Origin of the sequence: Sinorhizobium sp. NG07B, assembly GCF_002532005.1 — a bacterium.
Taxonomy (GTDB): domain Bacteria; phylum Pseudomonadota; class Alphaproteobacteria; order Rhizobiales; family Rhizobiaceae; genus Sinorhizobium; species Sinorhizobium fredii_C.
The window spans coordinates 366,663-386,246 of record NZ_NWTD01000001.1 but is presented as its reverse complement, the minus strand read 5'-3'; the positions used below and the strand labels follow the sequence as shown (position 1 = coordinate 386,246).

Below are 19,584 nucleotides of genomic sequence, written 5' to 3'. Positions count from 1 at the left end.
CCTCGACGGGACGCCGGACGGCACCCCGCTCATGCGCCCTCAGGCGGGAGCTGTCAACCTTTTCAGGGACATGGAGCCGCAGTTTGCACCCGCCGCCGATCACAAGCGATAGACGGCTTGTCCGGCGACGGGTGAGCGCGGCGAGCATGGCGCGGTCCACAGCAGAAACGTCGAGCAGACGGGCCTTCCGGCTCTCACGAATTGCGCTTCAACAATTCCCTTACCAATTCATCGGTGATTTCACCGGTCGGCTCGTGACCGATCGACTTCTGGAATGCCTTGATCGCGGCAATCGTCTTCTTGCCGATCTGCCCGTCGGAGGCGCCGGCTTCGAAGCCGTTGTTGTTGAGAATGGCCTGGATGTTGCGAACCGCCTTCGTCATGTCGACGGAGGCCGTCTTCGTCGAGGGACCCACCCAGGCGTCCGGCACATCCACCGAATTCGCTTCGGCGTCGACCGGCTGCACCTTCCAGGCGTCGACTTTCGCCTTGGCGTTCGCAAGCTCCCCGGGCTTCATCGCCTTGGCGATCTCGTCGCGTTTTTCGCCGGCGTCCTTGTCGCCGTCGCGCGCGGCGATCGCGAACCACTTGTAGGATTCCTCGAGGCTCTGAGCGACGCCGTTGCCGCGGGCATAGAGCACGGCGAGGTTGAACTGGCTGTCGCGGACCCCGAGATTGGCCGCCTTCTCGAACCATTTCACGGCTGCGGCGAGATCGGGCGCACCATCGCGGCCGCTGGCAAGCATGACCGCAAGATTGTGGCTCGCACTGGCATTCCCCGCCTCGGCAGCCTTCTGGTACAGCGCCTTGGCCTTGGCCGCGTCGCGGGTTACCCCTGCCCCCTTTTCGTAGAGATTGGCGAGCCGGTAGGCCGCCGGAACGACGCCGGCATCGGCGGCGCGATGATACCACTTTGCGGCTTCGGCAAGATCTTCCTTCGCGCCGCGTCCTTCGGTGAAGCGGGTGCCGATCTCGTAATAGGCGAGGGGATCGCCGCCCTTTGCCGCAGTCACCAGAGCCGGCGGGCCGAAGCCTTCGGGCAGAATGATTTCGTTCGCCTTCAGCGGCGCAAAAGTCGCTGCCGCGGGCGTGCCTGCGGTCGCCGGCTGGAATGTCGAGACCGGACTCGCCTGCGCCGGCATGACTGCCGCCTGCAGCATCGGTGCCCCGCCGGCCTCCGTTGCCGGAGCGGTCGCGGCAGGTTTCTCGGGCGCCGCGCCGGGAGCCTTCGCCGCAAGCGGCGGCGTGTCCGTCTTGCCGACCGGAGCCACAGCCACTGCCGGTTCGGCAGGCTTTGCCGCCGCGACGGCGGGAAGCGGCTTTGCAGCGCCCTCGTCGGCGGCCTTCGGCGCGGTTTCGGCTTCCGCCTTGCGCTCGAGCGCTGCGGCGGGCCGGATGTTTTCCACGTCCCGGCCCTTCAGCATCGTGCTGACCAGCGGATAGGACATGATCGCCAGCAGAACGGCGCCGACCGCCATCAGGATCGGACGGCGATGACGGGCAAGGGCGCCACCCATGGCAGACGGTCCCTTATTGTCCTTGGCGCTCTTCAGCGAATCGGCTTCCTCGACGGCCATCTGCGCCGCACGGCGTGCGGCAGCGATGAAGTCCGCCTTTTCGACGCCGGCAGCCGACTGGCCGCCGCGGGCCATTTGCCCGGCCCGCACCCGCTCGAGTATCTTTTTGACGTCCGGCACGCCCGAGCCCGGCTCGAGCAGCTGGTTGGCGTCCTCGGGCGCGAGCATTTCCGACGGATCGATCGAGGGGGCGGGCTCGACCATCTGGCGCGCCGGCGCGAGTGCCGTCTCGCTGCGCTTGGGGGAAAAGCGACGGGTCAGGCCGGCGAGCAGGCCAGCCTTTGCCGCGGGCGGCTCGACTCGAGTTTCGTCCCGCGCGACAGTCGCAACCTCAACGGAGGAAGACAGGTCGGCTGCGACTGCGACGACGGCTTCGCCTTCGGCCGCTGTTTCAACCGGCTGATATTCCTGCCGCTGACCGGCATCGCCGAAGGCGCCGCCGAATTCCGGCTGCACCGCCTTGGGCATCGGGGCGGCGCGCGCCGCGGCAGCAATTCCGGCATTCGGCTCCCGCTCTTCGAGCCGTTCCAATTTCTCGGCGATGTGGACGAGCGTGTCATGCAGGGCCTCGAAAGTGCGCGCCGTGCGTTCTTCGCTCGACCGGCTGAGCTCCTCCAGCGCCTTGAGATCGTCGGCAAGCGCCGAGATTGCCGCCATGTCGGTGCCGGCCGGGGCCTGCGGCGTGCCGTTTCTGGCATAGGCCTCCATCACCGCCTCGGCGGCCTGCCGGGCGGCCTCGATGATATATTCGTCGCTGGTGGCGAGATAGTCTTCGAGCGCCGTCATGCGGCTTTCGAACTCGACCGGCGCTGCGCCTGCCGGCTCCTGATGCGACTGGCTGACGAGCGCCGAAAGATTGCCGATCTGCGCTTCGAGATTGCGCAGCGCCTCGCGATCGTCGAAGGGCGCCGCTTGCGTCTCCTCGAGGCGCTGCGCGATGTCGGCAAGCCGGTCTTCGAGCCGCTCGAAGCGCATGTCGGGCGCCGTCGCGCCGGCATGGCCGTCGAGATCATCGATACGGCGGGCGAGATAATCGAGCCGCTCGGCCAGGGCGTCGTTGACGCTGCCCTGGTCCAGGGCTTCGATCCTGCGCGAAATATCGGCGAGATAGTCCGTCAGTTCCGGCACCGTGTTGCGCTGGCCGTGCTCGAGCAACGCGGAAAGCTGGTCGAGGCGTTCCTCCAGCCGGGCCGCAGCCCTCTCCCCCGCGAGATCCTCGACCCGCGCCGTGAGCGCCTCAATCCTAGCGCCGAGGCCGGCGTCCGGGCGGGCAATGTTGTCGATCTGCCGCGAGAGGTCGCCGAGGCGGCTTTCCAGCCGGTTGACGAAGGCACTGTCGAGGTTCGTGGCAGTGCGGCCGGCGGCGACCGCACGGCTGATCTCATCGAGCCGCTGATCGAGCTCGGCGAACTGCGGGACGAAGCGTCTATCGTCCGGCTCCATCTGGCGCCCGAGCATCTCGATCGCCCGGGCGACCGCGACCAGCTTGTCCTCCAGCACATCGACGGCCGAGGCCGGGTTCAGCGTGCCGATCTGCGACTTGATCTCGTCGAGACGATAGGCGAGCGCCACAAGCTCGTCGTCCCGGTTTTGGTCGAAGGCGTTCAGCCGATCCTCGACGCCGCTCCAGCGGCTTTCCATGCGGCGCATGCTGTCTTCGCGGGCCAGGCCGTCGATCATCGCCCGGAGATCGTCGAATTCGACCCGCAGCGCGTCGACCTGCGCCGAGGGTGCCTGGCGTCCGAGCTGATTGATGCTGTCGGCAAGCCGCTGCAGATCGGTCCTGATATCGGCGGCGTAGCTGCGATCCTCGGAGGCTTCCGCCTTGATGCCGCGGATTTCGGAACGAAGGGCGTGCATTTCCCGGGCAAGCCCATCGCTGATGTCGCGCTTCAGATCCTGCCTCAGCCCGACGAGAGCCTCGGCAATATCGGCTGCCGCGGTGGGCCGCGACGGCTGCGCCGGCGCCGGCTGGGGGGACTGGTATCGCGGCTCTTCCGCAAGGCGCTGCGGCGCAGGGCGATCGGAGGCGCGCGCCGCAAGGCGCTCGCGCAACGGCGATCGCTCGCGCCCGGCGCTGAGCGCCCGCTGGCGTTCGAGGATTTCCGAGACGGCGTTGCTCGCCGGGGCTGCCGGACGCTCCGGCTGGCGCTGCTCACGGTTGACGCTGCTCATCAGGCCCTCGATGCGGGCCTCGAGACCCTCGATGGTACGGTTGAGGGCATCGAGCGACGGCCTGTCGCCATAGGACGGGTTGCCTGCGCGCTGAGGATTGGATCGCGATCCGTTCATTGTCTCTTCGCCCCTGTCGTCGACTATCATGGAAGCCGCGGAAGGGCGTTTAAGTCCGTTCCTCTTCAGCGGCCCAGCCGAAGCGGGCAAAGCCACAACGATGCGAGCCTTCCGGTTGCAGCTTTGACCATCTCACAGCCCACAATTCATTAAACGTGGTAAACAAGCGGTTAATCGTCGGGATCTTTTAACGATTTATCCATCTGCGCCCGTCCTAATCTTCCTCGTCAGGTCTCTTCCGGGCCGACAACCGCCTCTTTCCAGATTTTTGCCACGCGCCAGATTTTGACGTTTACGCAAACGTCAAAATTTTGTAGCATCCTGCCAATCGTGCGAGGCCGAGAATTTCGGCTCGCGCCCAAACAGCTCGAATCGGGCAAGCCGCGGCCAGCCCGAGAGGATTTCAAGGCGAGGAAAGAATGCCCATTTACAAGGCTCCGGTCGACGACACCCTGTTCATCCTCAACGACGTGCTCTGCCTCGAGCGCTACCACAACCTGCCGGGCTTTGCCGATGCGACGCCGGACATGGTGGCGGCAATCGTCGGCGAGGCCGCCAGGCTCGCCGAGGAGGAGCTGTTCCCAATCAACCTTTCCGGCGACCAGGAGGGCTGCACGCGTCACAAAGACGGCACGGTCACCACGCCGGCCGGCTTCAAGAAAGCCTTCGATCTCTATCGCGAGGGCGGCTGGCTGGGCCTCGCGGCGCCGGAGGAATTCGGAGGACAGGGCCTGCCCTATGCGCTCCATACCGCGGTCGGCGAATTCCTGTCCGCCGCGAACATGTCGCTGATGATGTATCCCGGCCTGACCCAGGGAGCGATCGCTGCCATCCTCGTGCATGGCTCCGAGGAGCAGAAGCGCACCTATCTGCCGAAAATGGTCGACGGCACCTGGACCGGCACCATGAACCTGACCGAGCCGCATTGCGGCACCGATCTCGGCCTGCTTCGCACCAAGGCCGTGCCGAACGGCGACGGATCCTACCGGATCTCCGGGCAGAAGATCTTCATCTCCGCCGGCGAGCACGACATGGCCGAGAACATCATCCACCTGGTGCTCGCCCGCATCGAGGGCGCGCCGGAAGGCGTCAAGGGTATCTCGCTCTTCATCGTGCCGAAGTTCAAGCTCAACGACGACGGCCAGCCCGGCGAGCGCAACGGCGTTTCCTGCGGCGCGATCGAAGAGAAGATGGGCATTCACGGCAACTCCACCTGCGTCATGAACTATGACGAGGCGACGGGCTATCTGATCGGCGCGGAGAACAGGGGTCTGAGCGCCATGTTCGTGATGATGAACGAGGCCCGCCTTGCCGTCGGCATGCAGGGACTGGCGATCGCCGAAATCGCCTATCAGAACGCCGCGAATTATGCCCGCGACCGCCTCCAGGGCCGCTCGCTTTCCGGCGTCAAGGCGCCCGACCAAAAGGCGGACCCGATCATCGTCCACCCGGACGTGCGCCGCACGCTGATGACGATCAGGGCCTTCAACGAGGCCGGCCGCGCCTTCACCCTCTGGACGGCGCTGAAGTCCGACATCGCCCACCGCTCCGACAACGAACAGGAGCGGCAGGCGGCCGACGACATTCTCGGCCTGATGACGCCGATCCTCAAGGGCGTGCTGACCGACAAGGGCTTCGACCACACGGTGATGGCGCAGCAGGTGTTCGGTGGCCATGGCTATATCGAAGAGCACGGCATGAGCCAGTATGTGCGCGACGCCCGCATCGCGATGATTTACGAAGGGGCGAACGGCATCCAGGCGCTCGATCTCGTCGGCCGCAAGCTGGCGATGAATGGCGGCCGCGCCGTCATGGCGCTGTTCAAGGAAATCGGCGATTTTTGCGAGGAGAACCGCGGCGACGATAGGCTCTCCGGTTACACCAAGGCCCTGAAGAAGGGCCTCAACGACCTGCAGGCGGCGACCATGTGGTTCATGCAGAACGCCATGGCGAAGCCCGACAATGCCGGTGCCGGTTCGACCGACTACATGCATCTCTGCGGCCTCGTCGTGCTCGGCTACATGTGGGCGAAGATCGCCAAGACGGCGGAGGATAAGCTTGCCGCCGGGGAAAGCGCGCAGGCGGACTATCTCAAGAACAAGCTGATCACGGCCAAGTTCTTCATGGAGCGCATCCTGCCGGAAACGGCACTGCGCAAGGTGCGCATTGAAACCGGCGCCGATACGCTGATGGCGCTGGACGCCGCCGCTTTCTGATTTCAGAGTGGAACTGGACGAGGAACGGCCTGCGGGGCGGCTTCCGCCCGCACTCCGTTCCAATTGATGATGCGCGGCCCGACGAGGCGCCGGCGAAAGGGAGATGAGACATGACGAAAGTCTTCGTTTACGACCACGTGCGCACGCCGCGCGGCCGTGGCAAGAAGGACGGATCGCTGCACGAAGTGCCGTCCGTCCGGCTCGCCGCCAAGGTGCTCGAGGCGGTCCGCGACCGCAACGGGCTCGACACGTCGACAGTCGACGACATCGTCATGGGCTGCGTCGATCCGGTGATGGATGCAGGCTCGGTGATCCCGAAGGCGGCCGCCTTCGAGGCCGGCTACTCGACGCGAGCGCCCGGCATGCAGATCTCTCGCTTCTGCGCCTCCGGCCTCGATGCCGTTAATTTCGGCGCCGCCAAGATCGCCCAAGGGGCGGATGACATCGTCATCGCCGGCGGCGTCGAATCCATGTCGCGCGTCGGTCTCGGCATGTCCGGCGGCTCATGGTTCATGGATCCCTCCGTCAACCTGCCGGCCTATTTCATGCCGCAGGGCGTCTCCGCCGATTTGATCGCCACCAAATACGGTTTCTCGCGCGATGACGTCGACGCCTATGCGGTGGAGAGCCAGAAACGCGCCGCGCATGCCTGGGAAAAGGGCTATTTCGCGAACTCGGTCGTGCCGGTCAAGGATCAGAACGGCCTGACGATCCTCGACCGCGACGAGCATATGCGTCCCGGCACCGACATGCAGGCGCTCGCCTCGCTCAACCCCTCCTTCCAGATGCCCGGCGAGATGGGCGGCTTCGAGGCCGTCGCCATACAGGCGCATCCGGAAATCGAGCGGATCAACTATGTCCATCATGCCGGCAATTCCTCCGGCATTGTCGACGGCGCCGCGGCGGTGCTGCTCGGCTCGAAGGCCGGCGGCGAATCCATGGGGCTGAAGCCGCGCGCCCGCATCCGCGCCTTCGCCAATATCGGCTCCGATCCGGCGCTGATGCTGACCGGCCCGGTCGACGTCACCGAAAAGCTGCTGAAACGCGCCGACATGAGGCTATCCGACATCGATCTCTTCGAGCTCAACGAGGCCTTTGCCGCCGTCGTGCTTCGCTTCTGCCAAGCCTTCGACATTCCGCCCGATCGCATCAACGTCAATGGCGGCGCGATCGCGATGGGCCATCCGCTCGGCGCGACCGGCGCCATGATCCTCGGCACCGTGCTTGACGAGCTCGAGCGCCGCGACCTCAACACGGCGCTGGTGACGCTCTGCATCGGCGCCGGCATGGGCACCGCCACGATCATCGAACGCGTCTGATCCGTCCCGGGAGAGAGAATATGTCTTACACGAACTTCAAGATCGAAACCGACGCAGACGGCATCGTACTCGTCACCTGGGACATGCCGGAGAAGTCGATGAACGTCTTCACCCAGGAGGTGATGGAGGAGCTCGACGCGATCGTCGACCAGACGACCGCCGACACCGCCGTCAAGGGTGTGGTCATTACCTCCGGGAAATCGTCCTTCTCCGGCGGCGCCGACCTCTCGATGATCAAGTCGATGTTCACGCTGCAGGCCGAGGAGAAGAAGAACGATCCGGCCAATGCCGCGCAGAAGCTCTTCAATCTCGTCGGCCGCATGACCCGGCTCTTCCGCAAGCTCGAAACCTCGGGCAAGCCTTGGGTCTCGGCGATCAACGGCACCTGCATGGGCGGCGCCTTCGAGCTGTCGCTCGCCTGCCACGGCCGCGTCGCTTCCAATTCGAAATCCGTGAAGATCGCCCTGCCCGAGGTCAAGGTCGGCATCTTTCCGGGCGCCGGCGGCACGCAGCGCGTGCCGCGGCTCACCAACACGCAGGACGCGCTGCAGATGATGACCACCGGTTCGTCGCTGACCGCTGCACGCGCCAAGGCGATGGGTCTCGTGCACGAGGTGGTCGAGCCGGAGAAGCTGATCGAGGCCGCCAAGGCGATGATCAAGAACGGTTTGAAGGCCGTGCAGCCCTGGGACGAGAAAGGCTTCAAGCTTCCGGGCGGCGGCGTCTGGACGCCCGCCTCGGCCCAACTCTGGCCGGCGGCTTCCGCCATTCTTCGTCGCGAGACCTACGGCAACTATCCGGGCGCGATCGCCATCTTGAAATGCGTCTACGAAGGGCTGCAAGTGCCGTTCGATACCGGCCTCAAGATCGAGCAGCGCTATTTCACCGAAATCCTGCAGACCACCGAGGCCTTCTCGATGATCCGCTCGCTGTTCGTTTCGATGCAGGAACTCGGCAAGGGCGCGCGTCGCCCGGCCGGCGTGCCGAAGTCCGAATTCAAGAAGGTCGGCGTCGTCGGGGCCGGCTTCATGGGTGCCTCGATCGCCTATGTGACGGCTGCCGCCGGCATTCCGGTCACCCTCATCGACCGCGACATGGAAGCGGCCGAGAAGGGCAAGGCGCATTCGGAAGGCCTGGTTAGGGATTCCGTCGGCAAGGGCCGGCTGACGAAGGAAGAGGGCGAAGCACTGCTCGCCCGGATCACGCCGTCTGCCGATTATGGCGACCTCAAGGATGCCGGTCTCGTCGTCGAGGCGGTGTTCGAGGACCGGCAGGTCAAGAAGGACGTGATCGAAAAGGTCGAGGCCGTCATCGCACCCGACGCGATCTTCGCCTCGAACACCTCGACGCTGCCAATCACCGGGCTTGCCAAGAACTCGAAGCGGCCGGAGCAGTTCATCGGCGTCCATTTCTTCTCGCCGGTCGAGAAGATGATGCTGACCGAAGTGATCCTCGGCAGGGAGACCGGCGACCGTGCGCTTGCCACGGCACTCGACTATGTCGCGGCGATCAAGAAGACGCCGATCGTCGTCAACGACACCCGCGGCTTCTACGTCAATCGCTGCGTCTTCCGCTATATCCACGAAGCCTATGATATGCTGATCGAGGGCGTGCCCCCGGCGATGATCGAGAACGCCGCAAAGATGGCCGGCATGCCGGTCGGGCCGTTGTCGCTCAACGACGAGGTGGCAATCGATCTCAGCCAGAAGATCCTCAAGGCCACCGTCGCCGATCTCGGCGAAAAGGCTGTCGACCCGAGGCACATGGCGCTGGTCAACAAGCTGGTCGACGAACTCGACCGGCGCGGCCGCAAGAACGGCAAGGGCTTCTACGAGTATCCGGCAAAGCCGGCCAAGAAGTATCTCTGGCCGGGCCTCAAGGACCTCTACCCACAAAAGGCGGCCGACAAGGTCGATGTCGAGGTGTTGAAGCAGCGCTTCCTGGCAACGATCGCACTGGAAGCGGCCCGGACGATGGAGGAAGGCATCGTCACCGATCCGCGCGAGGCGGATGTCGGCTCGATCCTCGGCTTCGGCTTCGCACCCTATACCGGCGGCACGCTCTCCTATATCGACGGCATGGGCGCCAAGGCCTTTGTCGCGCTCTGCGATAAACTTGCCAAGGAGTATGGCGAGCACTTCAAGCCGACGCCGCTCTTGAAGGAAATGGCCGAAAATGGCGAGACCTTCTACGGACGGTTCGACCCCTACGGTGCGGCGCAGAGGGCGGCTTAAGCCGCTCGTCCTGGCATATGAAAATCCAAGGGCCGGCCCACTGGGCGCGGCCCTTTTTTGTTGTGCTGGTTCGTGAAGCGGCACGCGCGTCAGCCCGACTAGTTCGCCTTGTCGGCCGCCACCTCGCTCGATCGTCCTTCGGAGGAACTGGAGGATCCGCCATGTCGAAGGACAACAAGATCATCATCGAGAACGTCATCCGCCCCGGCAAGACCAACGCGGTCGACATCGATGTGTATGCCGCTATGAAGACGGCATTGCTCACAGTCATCCCCTCCGAAGCGCCCGGCCTGACGCTGGCTGAAATCCGCGCGCGGATCTTCGCCCATCTGCCGGAGGAGAAATTCCCCGGAGGCAGGGGCGTCTCCTGGTGGTCGAAGACCGTGCAACTCGACCTCGAGGCAAAGGGAGCGATCGTGCGGGAGAAGACGCGACCGATCCGGCTGCACAGGGGCTGACGCCGCGTTTCGTTTCGCCCCGTCCGCAATGTCGTTTTGCGCGGGCCCCCCGCGGCCTGCAAAGCGACGCTCATGTGGGCTCGCTCGTGCCAACACCCTCCGTCATCCCCGGGCTTGACCGGGTCAAGCCCGAGGATGACGGAGCAAGGGGGACGCCGCGCCTATAAGCGCAATTGACCGGAAACAAGTCGCCAAGCTAGCGGCTGGGCTAAGTGCATCTGCAGTTATCGAAATCGGAGAACCAACCATGCTGCCGCTCTCCTTCGCACTCGCCATCCTGCTTCTGCTCGCAACGCCAGGGCCCACGAACACGCTGTTGTGGCTTTCCGGCGCGGCGGTCGGCATGCGCCGGTCCCTGCCCCTGCTTCTCGGCGAACTCGGCGGCTATCTGACGGTGATCGCCCCCGTGGCGGTGCTGGCGGCCGCGCTGCTTTCCGCCCATCCCGAGATCGGCCTTTTGCTGAAGCTTGCCGCCGCCTGCTGGATCCTCTTCATGGCGCATGCGCTCTGGACGAGGAAGGCGCACAGCGCGAGTGAACGGCCGATCGCCTCCGGCCAGGTCCTCGCCACCACGCTCCTCAATCCGAAGGCGCTGGTCATTGCGCTCGTCATCATGCCGCAGCACGGGCTCTTGGCGATGCTGCCATGGTTTCTCGGCCTTGCGGCACTGACGCTGAGTGCCGGCACGCTTTGGATCGCCGCCGGCAGCCTACTGGCGCGCCTGCCGAGGCGGCCGGTCGGCCCACGTCTCCCGCGCCGCATCGCCGCTGCCTGCCTTGTCGCCTTCTCCTTCGGCATCGCCGGGAGCGCGCTCGCATCGATGCTATAGGCGATCCGCAGGTCAGGCGGCTTCGGCGTTCTCGCCAAGCTCGGCCGCCAGGAAACCGATCAGCTGCTCCCAGCCGCTGCGGCGATACTCGACCTGGTCTAGGCCATCGAGAAAAGCCGCCTGCTCGGTGAATATGACGCGCGTGCCGCTTCCTTCCGGCACCAGCTCGACCGTGGCGATGGATGCGGAAATCGGACGTTCGTCCTTCGCCATCGTATAGGCCGAAATGATCCGCCGGTTCTCGACGATGTCGAGATAGACGGTCTCGTTGAAGTAGAAGGTCTTGCCGTCCTGGCTGAAGCGGCCGCTTTCCCGGCCACCGACGCGGAAATCGTGGCGGTATTCCGCCACCGGCCAGTTGTCGGCCTTGACGAACCAGCGGTCGTGCGCAGCAGGGTCGGCAAAGGCATGAAACACCCGCTCGGGGGACGCTTTGAAGACGCGCTCGATTGTGAAGCTTGCATGTTCGACGGAAGTCTGGGTCATCGCTTTCTCTCCTCCTCGGCGGCTTTGTGCCGGTGCGCCGCAAAGCTGATTGTACTATGAAAGCAGTTGCACTGCAGTGTCACTGCTGCAATAATGCAAGCGGTTTTGCAGGATGGGAATCGCCTATCCGCATCCGCCCTCCGGTAAAGAGACCAGAATGACTGACGACCACCGCTCGGCCTGCCCGATCAACCTTTCGCTCGAAGTCTTCGGCGACAAATGGAGCCTCCTGATCATCCGCGACATGATCTTCGGCGGCAAACGCCATTTCCGCGAGCTTCTGCGGTCGCAAGAGGGCATCTCCTCCAATATTCTAGCCGACCGGCTGAAAACTCTGCTTGAGATCGGCATGCTGACGAAGAGAGACGATCCGAGCCATAAGCAGAAGGCGATCTACAGCCTGACGGAGATGGCGATCGCCCTGGTACCGATCATGGCGCATCTCGGCGCCTGGGGTCGGCGCTACCTGCCGGTCAGCGAAGAACTGAGTATCCGCGCCCAACTCATGGAGGAAGGCGGCCCGGTCCTATGGGAGCGTTTCATGGACGAGCTGAGGGTCGAACATCTTGGCGCGCCCGGCGAGACGGAAGGTCCTACGGTGCGCCAGACGCTGCAGGCGGCCTATGAGAACGTCATGGCTCGCAAGGCCAAGGAACTCGTCAGGGCCGGCAAATAAGCCGTCCCCGGCCGCCGCCCCTGCAGGCACAGGACTATTTTCCTGCTCTTCTTTACGGCCGATCCCGGCTTCGGTAAGGTACAATCAGGCTGAAGCGGAAGCGAAACAGCGTGCGGTTTTCAGCCGCGTATGCTGCACCGGCGGGGGTGGATCGACATGCTTTCACATGACAGCATCTGGCGGGCGATCGATGCGCTGGCGGAGCACCATCAGCTCTCGCCGTCCGGTCTGGCACGCCGCGCGGGACTCGACCCGACCTCCTTCAACAAATCGAAGCGTCAGTCGCCCGACGGTCGCGATCGCTGGCCGTCGACGGAATCGATTGCGAAGGTCCTCGATGCGACCGGCGCGACGATCGACCAGTTCATGGCACTCCTGCAATCCGGCAACGCTAGGCCGCCGCACTCCGGCCAGCCGGCCTCCGGCATTCCGCTGATCGGCTTCGCGCAGGCCGGCGCAGGCGGCTTCTTCGACGACGGCGGCTTCCCCGTCGGGCAGGGTTGGGACGAGGTCGAATTTCCGGTCGCGCCGCAGAGCAAATCCAGCGTCTACGCCTTGGAGGTCCAAGGCGACAGCATGCTGCCGCTCTATCGCGACGGCGACGTCCTGATCGTCGATCCGGGAGCCCAGGTGCGCCGCGGCGACCGCGTCGTCCTCAAAAGTCGCGAGGGAGAGGTGATGGCGAAGATCCTGGCGCGTCAGACGTCGCGCGGCGTCGAGCTTCTGTCGCTCAATCCCGACCACCCGAACCGCAGTTTCGAGATGAAAGACGTGGAATGGATCGCTCGGATCATCTGGGCCAGCCAATAGGAAAGCGTCGAGATGCGGCCGCAATTCATCTCCATCGCCGGCGGGCTCGCCGCCCTCGCCCTCTATACCGCAATCCTGCTCGGCGGGGCCGCCTCGATCCGCGGTCGTGAAAGCGCCGCCGCGCCCGATCTCGTGCTCGAGACGCCGGACGCCGCCATGATCGAGGACCCGGCCGCGGAGCCGGTTCCGGCGGAGCAACCGCCAGCCGCGGCGGCGTCGCCGACCGCCGAACAGGAGGCGGCCGCCAAGACCTCCAGGACGCCGGTGCGACCCGTCGACCCAAATCTCTTTGCCATGCCGGAAGAGGGGCTTGCTAAACCGCTCGAGCGGATTGCGCCGCGGCCGCCTCTTTCGGCGCCGCCCGAAAAGAAGGCAACGCCGCTTGTCCTGCAGCGGCCCGTCGCCCTTGCCGCCGGCCTCGTCCAGACCGGCGACACGACACTGCAAATCAGCGACATCGAGCCGGAAAAAGCCGATCGGATCTGCGAGGGGGGCGGCAAGACATGGCCCTGCGGCATGGTCGCGCGAACGGCGTTCCGCAATTTCTTGAGGGGACGGGCGCTCGTCTGCTCTGAGATCGACGAGGAGCGCGAAGGCTCCGCCGCCGCAAACTGCAGGGTCGGCAACATGAGCGTCGCCGAGTGGCTGGTCACGAACGGCTGGGCGATACCGATCCCGGGCACCGCCCTCGAAGCAAAGGCGGAGGCCGCCCGCAAAGCCAAGCGCGGCTTCTACGGCGGCGACCCGCGTGATCTGAGCCGGAGGCGGCTGGTGATCGACGAGCCCGCGGGCGCCGCGGACCTCGGCGAGACCGCGCGGGACTTGCAAGCCCCTGCGGGAACTCCTAACTGGGCTCCATCAATTTCAGGAGAATAGATGTCCGCGAGCCTCAGTCAGCACGAAGCCCTTGTCTATGTCATGGTCATGATGTCTGCTGTCGACAGGAGGATGAGCGACGACGAATTCGCACGGATTGGCGGGCTGGTGCGTTTCCTGCCGGCCTTCGACGGTTTCGAGGAAGACCGCCTGATCCATATCGGCCGCGAGTGCGCGGCCCAGCTCGCCGCGCCTGAAGGCCTCGACGTGACGCTCGAAATGGTTCGCGAATCGCTGCCGCAGCGCCACTACGAAACCGCCTACGCTCTTGCCGTCGAGATCGCCGCCGCTGATCAACGCATCCGCACCGAGGAAATCCGGCTGTTGCAGCTGTTGCGCGACCGTCTCGCCCTCGACAAGCTCACCTGCGCGGCGATTGAGCGCGGCGCGCTTGCCCGCTTTCGCAAGTAACCCGCTCGCAACGGCAGGCTTCATTCACGGCAACGTGTCTTTGCCCTTTCTCGGCAATGGTCATACCGTCGTCCTGTCGCCTCTTTCCTTAAAAGCCGCCTCTAGGAAGGAAGCGGCGATTCAAAGTGAACAAGCGGCCATAGGATCGGCGTGAAGAGTGAAATGCTTTTCCTTGGAATTGCTGAGCCGGTCTGGCGGCTCGGTGCCTTTGCGGTAATCTTCGCCGCGCTAGCAGCACTCGAACTGCTGCATCCGCGGCTCGAAAGGCCGGAACTGCTGCGGGCACTCAAGGCGCGTCGCTGGGCCACCAACCTGTCGATTCTTCTGCTCTCCTCCCTGCTACTGCGCATCGTCTTTCCGGCCGCCGCGACAGGCGTCGCGATCTGGGCCGGCTTGCGCGGCTATGGCCTCCTCCCAGCACTCGGCGTGACGGCGCCGCTTGCCGGTCTCCTGGCCTTCGTCGCACTTGATTTTGCCGTCTGGCTGGAACACGTGGTGTTTCACAAACTGCCCATCTTATGGCTGATCCACCGGGTGCATCACGCCGACCCCGGGGTGGACGTCACGACGGCGCTGCGCTTCCACCCGCTGGAGATCCTGCTTTCGATGGCTTGGAAAAGCGCGGTCATCATCGCTCTCGGGGCGCCGGCACTCTCGGTGCTGGTCTTTGAAATCGTCCTCAATGCCGCCGCGATGTTCAACCACGCCAACCTGCGACTGCCGCCAAAATTTGACGGGGTCTTGCGGCTGCTGATTGTCACACCCGACATGCACCGCATCCATCACTCCGTGGAAAAGCGGGAAACGGATTCGAACTACGGCTTCAATCTCTCTCTTTGGGATCGACTGTTTTCGACCTATGTGGCACAGCCGGCAAGCGGCGACGACGGGATCGAGACCGGCTTAAGGGCCTTTGGACGCAGCGAGCCGACAAAGCTCGTCTGGTCGCTGATGCTGCCGTTCCGGCGCGGGTAAACGAGACGGGAGCAGGCCCTGCTTGCCAGCCGAGCCCGGCCGCCTGGCGTCAGTAGATGCCGTTCGGAAAATAGCGCAGGTAAATCTCTTCGAGCCTGCCGCTGCGCGAAAGCGCCAAGAGCGCATGGTCGATCGCCTGCGTCAAAGCGGGCTCGGTCGTGCGGTTCATGATCGTCAGCCCTTCGCCCAGAAAGCGCTCGGAAAAATAGGCGCCGTCCATCAGGGCGCAGCATCCCGCGGCGACGCTGCCGGAGACCCAGAAGGAGAGCTGCATGGCATCGGAGAAGGCGGCCGTCACGGCGCCCTCCCGCAGGGCGTTCAGTAGGGCCTGTCGGTCGGGGTAGGCTTTGGCCTCGAGCTTCGGGAAGAAGGCCTTCAGCATCGCTTCATGCGTCGTTCCGGCCACGGCCCCGACCGGCTTGCCGACGAGGTCGTCCGGTCTCTGAACCCCCTCGGCAGCCTTCCTGTTGAGGGCGAAACGGGCCGGCAGTTGCAAGAAGGCCCTGGAGAAGGCGAAACGCCGCCTTAGTTCCGGCGTCACGGCGATGCCGGCGACGATCGCCTCGCCCTGGCCCTGTTCTAGCGCCGGCATCAGTTCGGGATAGGTCACCGCCTGGATCTGGCATTTCGGTTCGATCTCCAGCTCGCGGCAGATTTCCCGGGCGAGATCGACGTGGAATCCCGAAAGCTTGCCCGACTGATCGATAAAATTGAAAGGCGGGAAATCGACCGTGGTGAGGAAGCGCAGCCGAGCCAGGCCGGTCAGATCGGGCTTGGCGATGCGCTCGCGGGCATCGAACAGCAGCGGCAGGTCCTTCGGCGCGCCGCCCGCCGCGGATGCGACGAGCACCGCCGCGACCGCCAGCAGCCCGATAGTTTTGTGAAAGGAAGCGCGCGTCATTACCATCCGATTCGCAAGCATTGAGCGGAACTTAGCGGGATGCTGCAGCGCTGACCATAGGCCGGCCCTCGGCAGGGCCGCGCATTCTTAAAGCCGGTCGGGCGAATACGGAAGGAAGGGAAAATGGAGCGGGTGATCGGGATCGAACCGACGACATCAAGCTTGGGAAGCTGGCGTTCTACCACTGAACTACACCCGCGTCTGAAGCGGAAATTTCCCCAATGGTCGCGATCTGTCAAGCGTCTAGATGATTCACTGCTCTATTGGAGCAGTGAATCATCCAGCTATTGGGCTCACTCGGCGCGAAAATGCTTGGAAAGCTTCAGGCCCTGCGCCTGGTAGTTCGAGCCGAGATCGATGCCGTAAAGACCTTCCGGACGCTCCAGCATGTGCTCGTAGATCAGCCGGCCGACGATCTGCCCGTGTTCGAGGATGAAGGGCACTTCGTGGCTGCGGACCTCGAGTACTGCGCGGCTGCCGCTGCCGCCGGCTGAGGCGTGGCCGAACCCCGGATCGAAGAAGCCGGCATAATGGACGCGGAACTCGCCGACCAGCGGATCGAAGGGCGTCATTTCGGCGGCGTAGAGCGGCGGCACATGAACTGCCTCGCGCGACACGAGGATGTAAAACTCGTCCGGATCGAGGATCAGGTCGTCGCGGCCGCGGCTATAGAGCGGCTCCCAGAAATCAAAAACGGCGTGCTCCGCCTTCTTGTCGACGTCGACCACCGACGTGTGATGCTTGCCGCGATAGCCGATCAGGCCGTCCGGGCCGGTGCCCTTGAGGTCGATCGACAGCGCAATGCCGCCGCCGGTGATGTTGGGCCGCTCGCTGGCGACGAGCACGTCGCTTTCGTGCAAGCCCAGCAGTTCTTGCTCGGAAAGAACGGAGTGGCCGACGCGGAAACGGATCTGCGAGAGACGCGAGCCGCGGCGAACGACGATCGGAAAGGTCCGCGGACTGATCTCGAGATAAAGCGGCCCGCTGTAGCCGGCGGGGATCTTGTCGAACTCCTGCGCCCTATCGGTGATGACGCGCGTGAAGATGTCAAGGCGACCGGTCGAACTCTTCGGATTGGCCGACGCCGACATGGTCTCCGGCAGCGTCAGGCTCTCCATCAGCGGCACGATATAGACGCAGCCGGTTTCCAGCACCGCGCCCTCGCGAAGATCGATGACGTGCAGCTTCAGGCGGTCGAGCTTGTCGGCGACGAGATGCGCCGGTCCCGGCATGAAGCTCGCCCGGACGCGAAACGCCTTGGATCCGAGCCGAAGATCGAGGCTCGCCGGCTGGATCTGGTCATCATCCAGCGGCTTCTCGCTCTTCAGACGTCCCGTGGCAAACAGCGCGGCAATTGCGCGGTCGGCCAGAATCCCTGTGTCGCGGCCCATTCCGATCCTCATTCTCAGTTGCCAGACAAAACCAAACTCCGGGAATTGACGCAAGCGCGGCCAGGCAGTATTGGAGCTTTATCCCGTGGTGATTTGGCCGGTCGGCTTGCAGCCACGTTAAACAAGTAGCTAAAAAGGCCGGGTGTCAAACCGGTCGTTTCGCGGCCGGTTTTTTTGTTCTGAAGGTGATCGTCGCATGAGCAAGACCTGGCGCCCGGCAACCCAACTCGTCCACGGCGGGACCACCCGCTCGCAGCACGGCGAGACCTCGGAAGCGATCTTCCTGACACAGGGCTTCGTCTACGAAAGCTCGGAAGCGGCGGAAGCCCGCTTCAAGGGCGAGACCGACGGCTTCATCTATGCCCGCTACGGAAGCCCGACCAACGACATGTTTGAGAAGCGCATGTGCATGCTCGAAGGCGCCGAGGATGCGCGCGCCACGGCCTCCGGTATGGCGGCGGTTTCGGCGGCGATCCTCTGCCAGGTCAAGGCGGGAGACCACATCGTCGCCGCCCGCGCCCTCTTCGGCTCCTGCCGCTGGGTGGTCGAAACGCTCGCTCCGAAATACGGCGTCGAATGCACGCTGGTCGACGGCCGCGAGCTTGCCAACTGGGAAAAGGCGGTGCGGCCGAACACCAAGGTCTTCTTCCTCGAGAGCCCGACCAACCCGACGCTGGAGGTGATCGACATCGCCGGCGTCGCCAGGCTCGCCGACCAGGTGGGCGCCAAGCTCGTGGTCGACAATGTCTTCGCGACGCCGCTCTTCCAGAAGCCGCTGGAGCTGGGCGCCCATGTCGTCGTCTATTCCGCCACCAAGCATATCGATGGCCAGGGCCGCTGCCTCGGCGGCGTCGTGCTTGCCGACAAGGAATGGATCGACGAGAACCTGCACGACTATTTCCGCCACACCGGCCCTGCCATGTCGCCCTTCAACGCCTGGACGTTGCTCAAGGGCATCGAAACGCTGCCGCTGCGCGTCAGGCAGCAGACGGAAAACGCCCGCCGCATCGCCGACTTCCTCGCTGAGCAGCCCCAGGTGGCGCGCGTCATCTATCCGGGCCGCAAGGACCATCCGCAGGCCGACATCATCGCCAAGCAGATGACCGGCGGCTCGACGCTGGTCGCCTTCGAGCTGAAGGGCGGCAAGGATGCGGCCTTCGCGCTGCAGAACGCCCTTGAGATCGTTCGGATTTCCAACAATCTCGGCGATTCCAAGAGCCTGATTACACATCCGGCGACGACGACGCACAAGAACCTCACCGACGAGGCCCGTACCGAACTCGGCATCTCGGCCGGAACCGTACGGTTCTCGGCCGGGATCGAAGACAGCGACGACCTTGTCGAGGATTTCGCCAAGGGACTGAAGTCGATCCGCGCCTGAACCGTCCAATTTCAGGTGACCTCAGCCGCCCGGCCCGCGCCGGGCGGCTTTTTCATGACCCGTCACGAAAGGTGAGACGCGCGAGAACGATGCGCGACAGGGCAGTGTAGAGGCATAGGACGGCGAATATCGCCGCCAGCACAGGGAACCGGTGCGGAAACAGGCAGACGGCCACGAAGAAGACGATCGTCTCGGTCGCCTCCGCAAGCCCGGTGGTGAAGTAGATCGACTTCGCACCACGGATCTCGGTCGACAGTGCGCGCTTCTCGGCGATCGCGGCGAAGGCGAGGAAGCTCGAGCCGTTGACATAGAAAGCGAAGAGCAAGAGCCCCCCGGCAAACCCGTTGGCCGCCGGATCGGCGGCGATGAAGGCCAGCGGGATCGCGCCATAGAAGGCGAAGTCGAGAACGATGTCGAGAAAACCGCCGAAATCGGTCTTGCGGCTCGCGCGCGCCACTGCCCCGTCGAGGCCGTCGCAAAGCCGGCTCAGGAGAATGAGAGCCGCACCCGCCACGTAGTAATGCAAGGCAATCAGGACGGCCGCGGCAAGTCCAAGACAAAGGCCGGCGACCGTGACCGCATCGGCGCCCAAGCCCCGCTTGGCGAGGGCGGCGCCGAGCCGGTTCAGGATAGGATCGAGATGCCTGCGCGCCGCGCCGTCGAGCATATTCCCCTGCCTTGCGTGAAAATCGTAAGGACCCGTATAATCCTGCCGTTATTCTTCACGAAACCTTATCGCTGTATGATACTCG

The 19,584-nt window shown here is 64.5% G+C and carries 16 protein-coding genes, 1 tRNA gene and 1 riboswitch; of the genes, 11 read left to right on the top strand and 6 right to left on the bottom strand.

Going from position 1 to position 19,584, the window contains the following annotated elements; genetic code table 11:
• Nucleotides 1–194: 194 nt before the first annotated feature.
• Nucleotides 195–3,869 (bottom strand): peptidoglycan-binding protein, encoded by a 3,675-nt coding sequence (locus tag CO664_RS01895; RefSeq protein WP_097538560.1) that lies wholly within the window; start codon nucleotides 3,867–3,869, stop codon nucleotides 195–197.
• A gap of 419 nt (nucleotides 3,870–4,288) precedes the next feature.
• On the opposite strand from CO664_RS01895, the gene CO664_RS01890 reads away from it, so the two are divergent.
• The 5 genes from CO664_RS01890 to CO664_RS01870 all read left to right on the top strand — a co-directional run bounded on the left by CO664_RS01890 (nucleotide 4,289) and on the right by CO664_RS01870 (nucleotide 10,925).
• Entirely contained in the window at nucleotides 4,289–6,085 is a 1,797-nt protein-coding gene (locus CO664_RS01890) for an acyl-CoA dehydrogenase C-terminal domain-containing protein (RefSeq protein WP_097537791.1), read from the top strand.
• Between the two features lie 110 nt (nucleotides 6,086–6,195).
• Complete coding sequence (locus CO664_RS01885) at nucleotides 6,196–7,404, top strand: acetyl-CoA C-acetyltransferase (RefSeq protein WP_097525608.1); 1,209 nt, start codon at nucleotides 6,196–6,198, stop codon at nucleotides 7,402–7,404.
• Between the two features lie 20 nt (nucleotides 7,405–7,424).
• Nucleotides 7,425–9,638: an FAD-dependent oxidoreductase gene (locus tag CO664_RS01880; RefSeq protein WP_097525607.1), complete on the top strand. Its 2,214-nt coding sequence runs from the start codon at nucleotides 7,425–7,427 to the stop codon at nucleotides 9,636–9,638.
• A gap of 161 nt (nucleotides 9,639–9,799) precedes the next feature.
• Complete coding sequence (locus CO664_RS01875) at nucleotides 9,800–10,096, top strand: hypothetical protein (protein WP_037420456.1); 297 nt, start codon at nucleotides 9,800–9,802, stop codon at nucleotides 10,094–10,096.
• A gap of 247 nt (nucleotides 10,097–10,343) precedes the next feature.
• On the top strand, nucleotides 10,344–10,925 hold the full coding sequence (locus tag CO664_RS01870) for a LysE family transporter (RefSeq protein WP_097525606.1): 582 nt from the start codon (nucleotides 10,344–10,346) through the stop codon (nucleotides 10,923–10,925).
• 12 nt (nucleotides 10,926–10,937) lie between these two features.
• Here CO664_RS01870 and CO664_RS01865 read toward each other — a convergent pair whose 3' ends face one another.
• Nucleotides 10,938–11,411 (bottom strand): SRPBCC family protein, encoded by a 474-nt coding sequence (locus CO664_RS01865; protein WP_097537790.1) that lies wholly within the window; start codon nucleotides 11,409–11,411, stop codon nucleotides 10,938–10,940.
• Nucleotides 11,412–11,568: 157 nt separating this feature from the next.
• On the opposite strand from CO664_RS01865, the gene CO664_RS01860 reads away from it, so the two are divergent.
• From CO664_RS01860 to CO664_RS01840, 5 genes are all read left to right on the top strand, one after another.
• Entirely contained in the window at nucleotides 11,569–12,087 is a 519-nt protein-coding gene (locus CO664_RS01860; RefSeq protein WP_037420522.1) for a helix-turn-helix domain-containing protein, read from the top strand.
• Nucleotides 12,088–12,243: 156 nt separating this feature from the next.
• Entirely contained in the window at nucleotides 12,244–12,897 is a 654-nt protein-coding gene (locus tag CO664_RS01855; protein WP_097525673.1) for a helix-turn-helix transcriptional regulator, read from the top strand.
• A gap of 12 nt (nucleotides 12,898–12,909) precedes the next feature.
• On the top strand, nucleotides 12,910–13,773 hold the full coding sequence (locus CO664_RS01850) for a thermonuclease family protein (RefSeq protein WP_097525605.1): 864 nt from the start codon (nucleotides 12,910–12,912) through the stop codon (nucleotides 13,771–13,773).
• Entirely contained in the window at nucleotides 13,774–14,184 is a 411-nt protein-coding gene (locus CO664_RS01845) for a tellurite resistance TerB family protein (RefSeq protein WP_097525604.1), read from the top strand.
• A gap of 162 nt (nucleotides 14,185–14,346) precedes the next feature.
• A complete protein-coding gene (locus CO664_RS01840) occupies nucleotides 14,347–15,159 on the top strand; it encodes a sterol desaturase family protein (RefSeq protein ID WP_037420473.1) in 813 nt (270 codons plus the stop codon).
• Between the two features lie 49 nt (nucleotides 15,160–15,208).
• On the opposite strand, the gene CO664_RS01835 is transcribed toward CO664_RS01840, so the two are convergent.
• The 3 genes from CO664_RS01835 to CO664_RS01825 form a co-directional block, all read right to left on the bottom strand.
• Nucleotides 15,209–16,060 carry a transporter substrate-binding domain-containing protein gene (locus tag CO664_RS01835; protein WP_097525603.1) on the bottom strand — a complete coding sequence of 284 codons (852 nt, stop codon included), beginning with the start codon at nucleotides 16,058–16,060 and terminating at the stop codon, nucleotides 15,209–15,211.
• A 124-nt stretch (nucleotides 16,061–16,184) separates the two neighbouring features.
• Nucleotides 16,185–16,259, bottom strand: a tRNA-Gly gene (locus CO664_RS01830).
• 94 nt (nucleotides 16,260–16,353) lie between these two features.
• Entirely contained in the window at nucleotides 16,354–17,451 is a 1,098-nt protein-coding gene (locus CO664_RS01825; protein WP_037420476.1) for a 2'-deoxycytidine 5'-triphosphate deaminase, read from the bottom strand.
• Between the two features lie 75 nt (nucleotides 17,452–17,526).
• Nucleotides 17,527–17,605, top strand: a riboswitch (SAM riboswitch).
• Nucleotides 17,606–17,647: 42 nt separating this feature from the next.
• Between CO664_RS01825 and CO664_RS01820 the strand changes: the two genes are divergently transcribed.
• Nucleotides 17,648–18,832: an O-succinylhomoserine sulfhydrylase gene (locus tag CO664_RS01820; protein WP_037420479.1), complete on the top strand. Its 1,185-nt coding sequence runs from the start codon at nucleotides 17,648–17,650 to the stop codon at nucleotides 18,830–18,832.
• A 52-nt stretch (nucleotides 18,833–18,884) separates the two neighbouring features.
• On the opposite strand, the gene CO664_RS01815 is transcribed toward CO664_RS01820, so the two are convergent.
• A complete protein-coding gene (locus CO664_RS01815) occupies nucleotides 18,885–19,499 on the bottom strand; it encodes a CDP-alcohol phosphatidyltransferase family protein (protein WP_037420482.1) in 615 nt (204 codons plus the stop codon).
• Nucleotides 19,500–19,584: the final 85 nt, after the last annotated feature.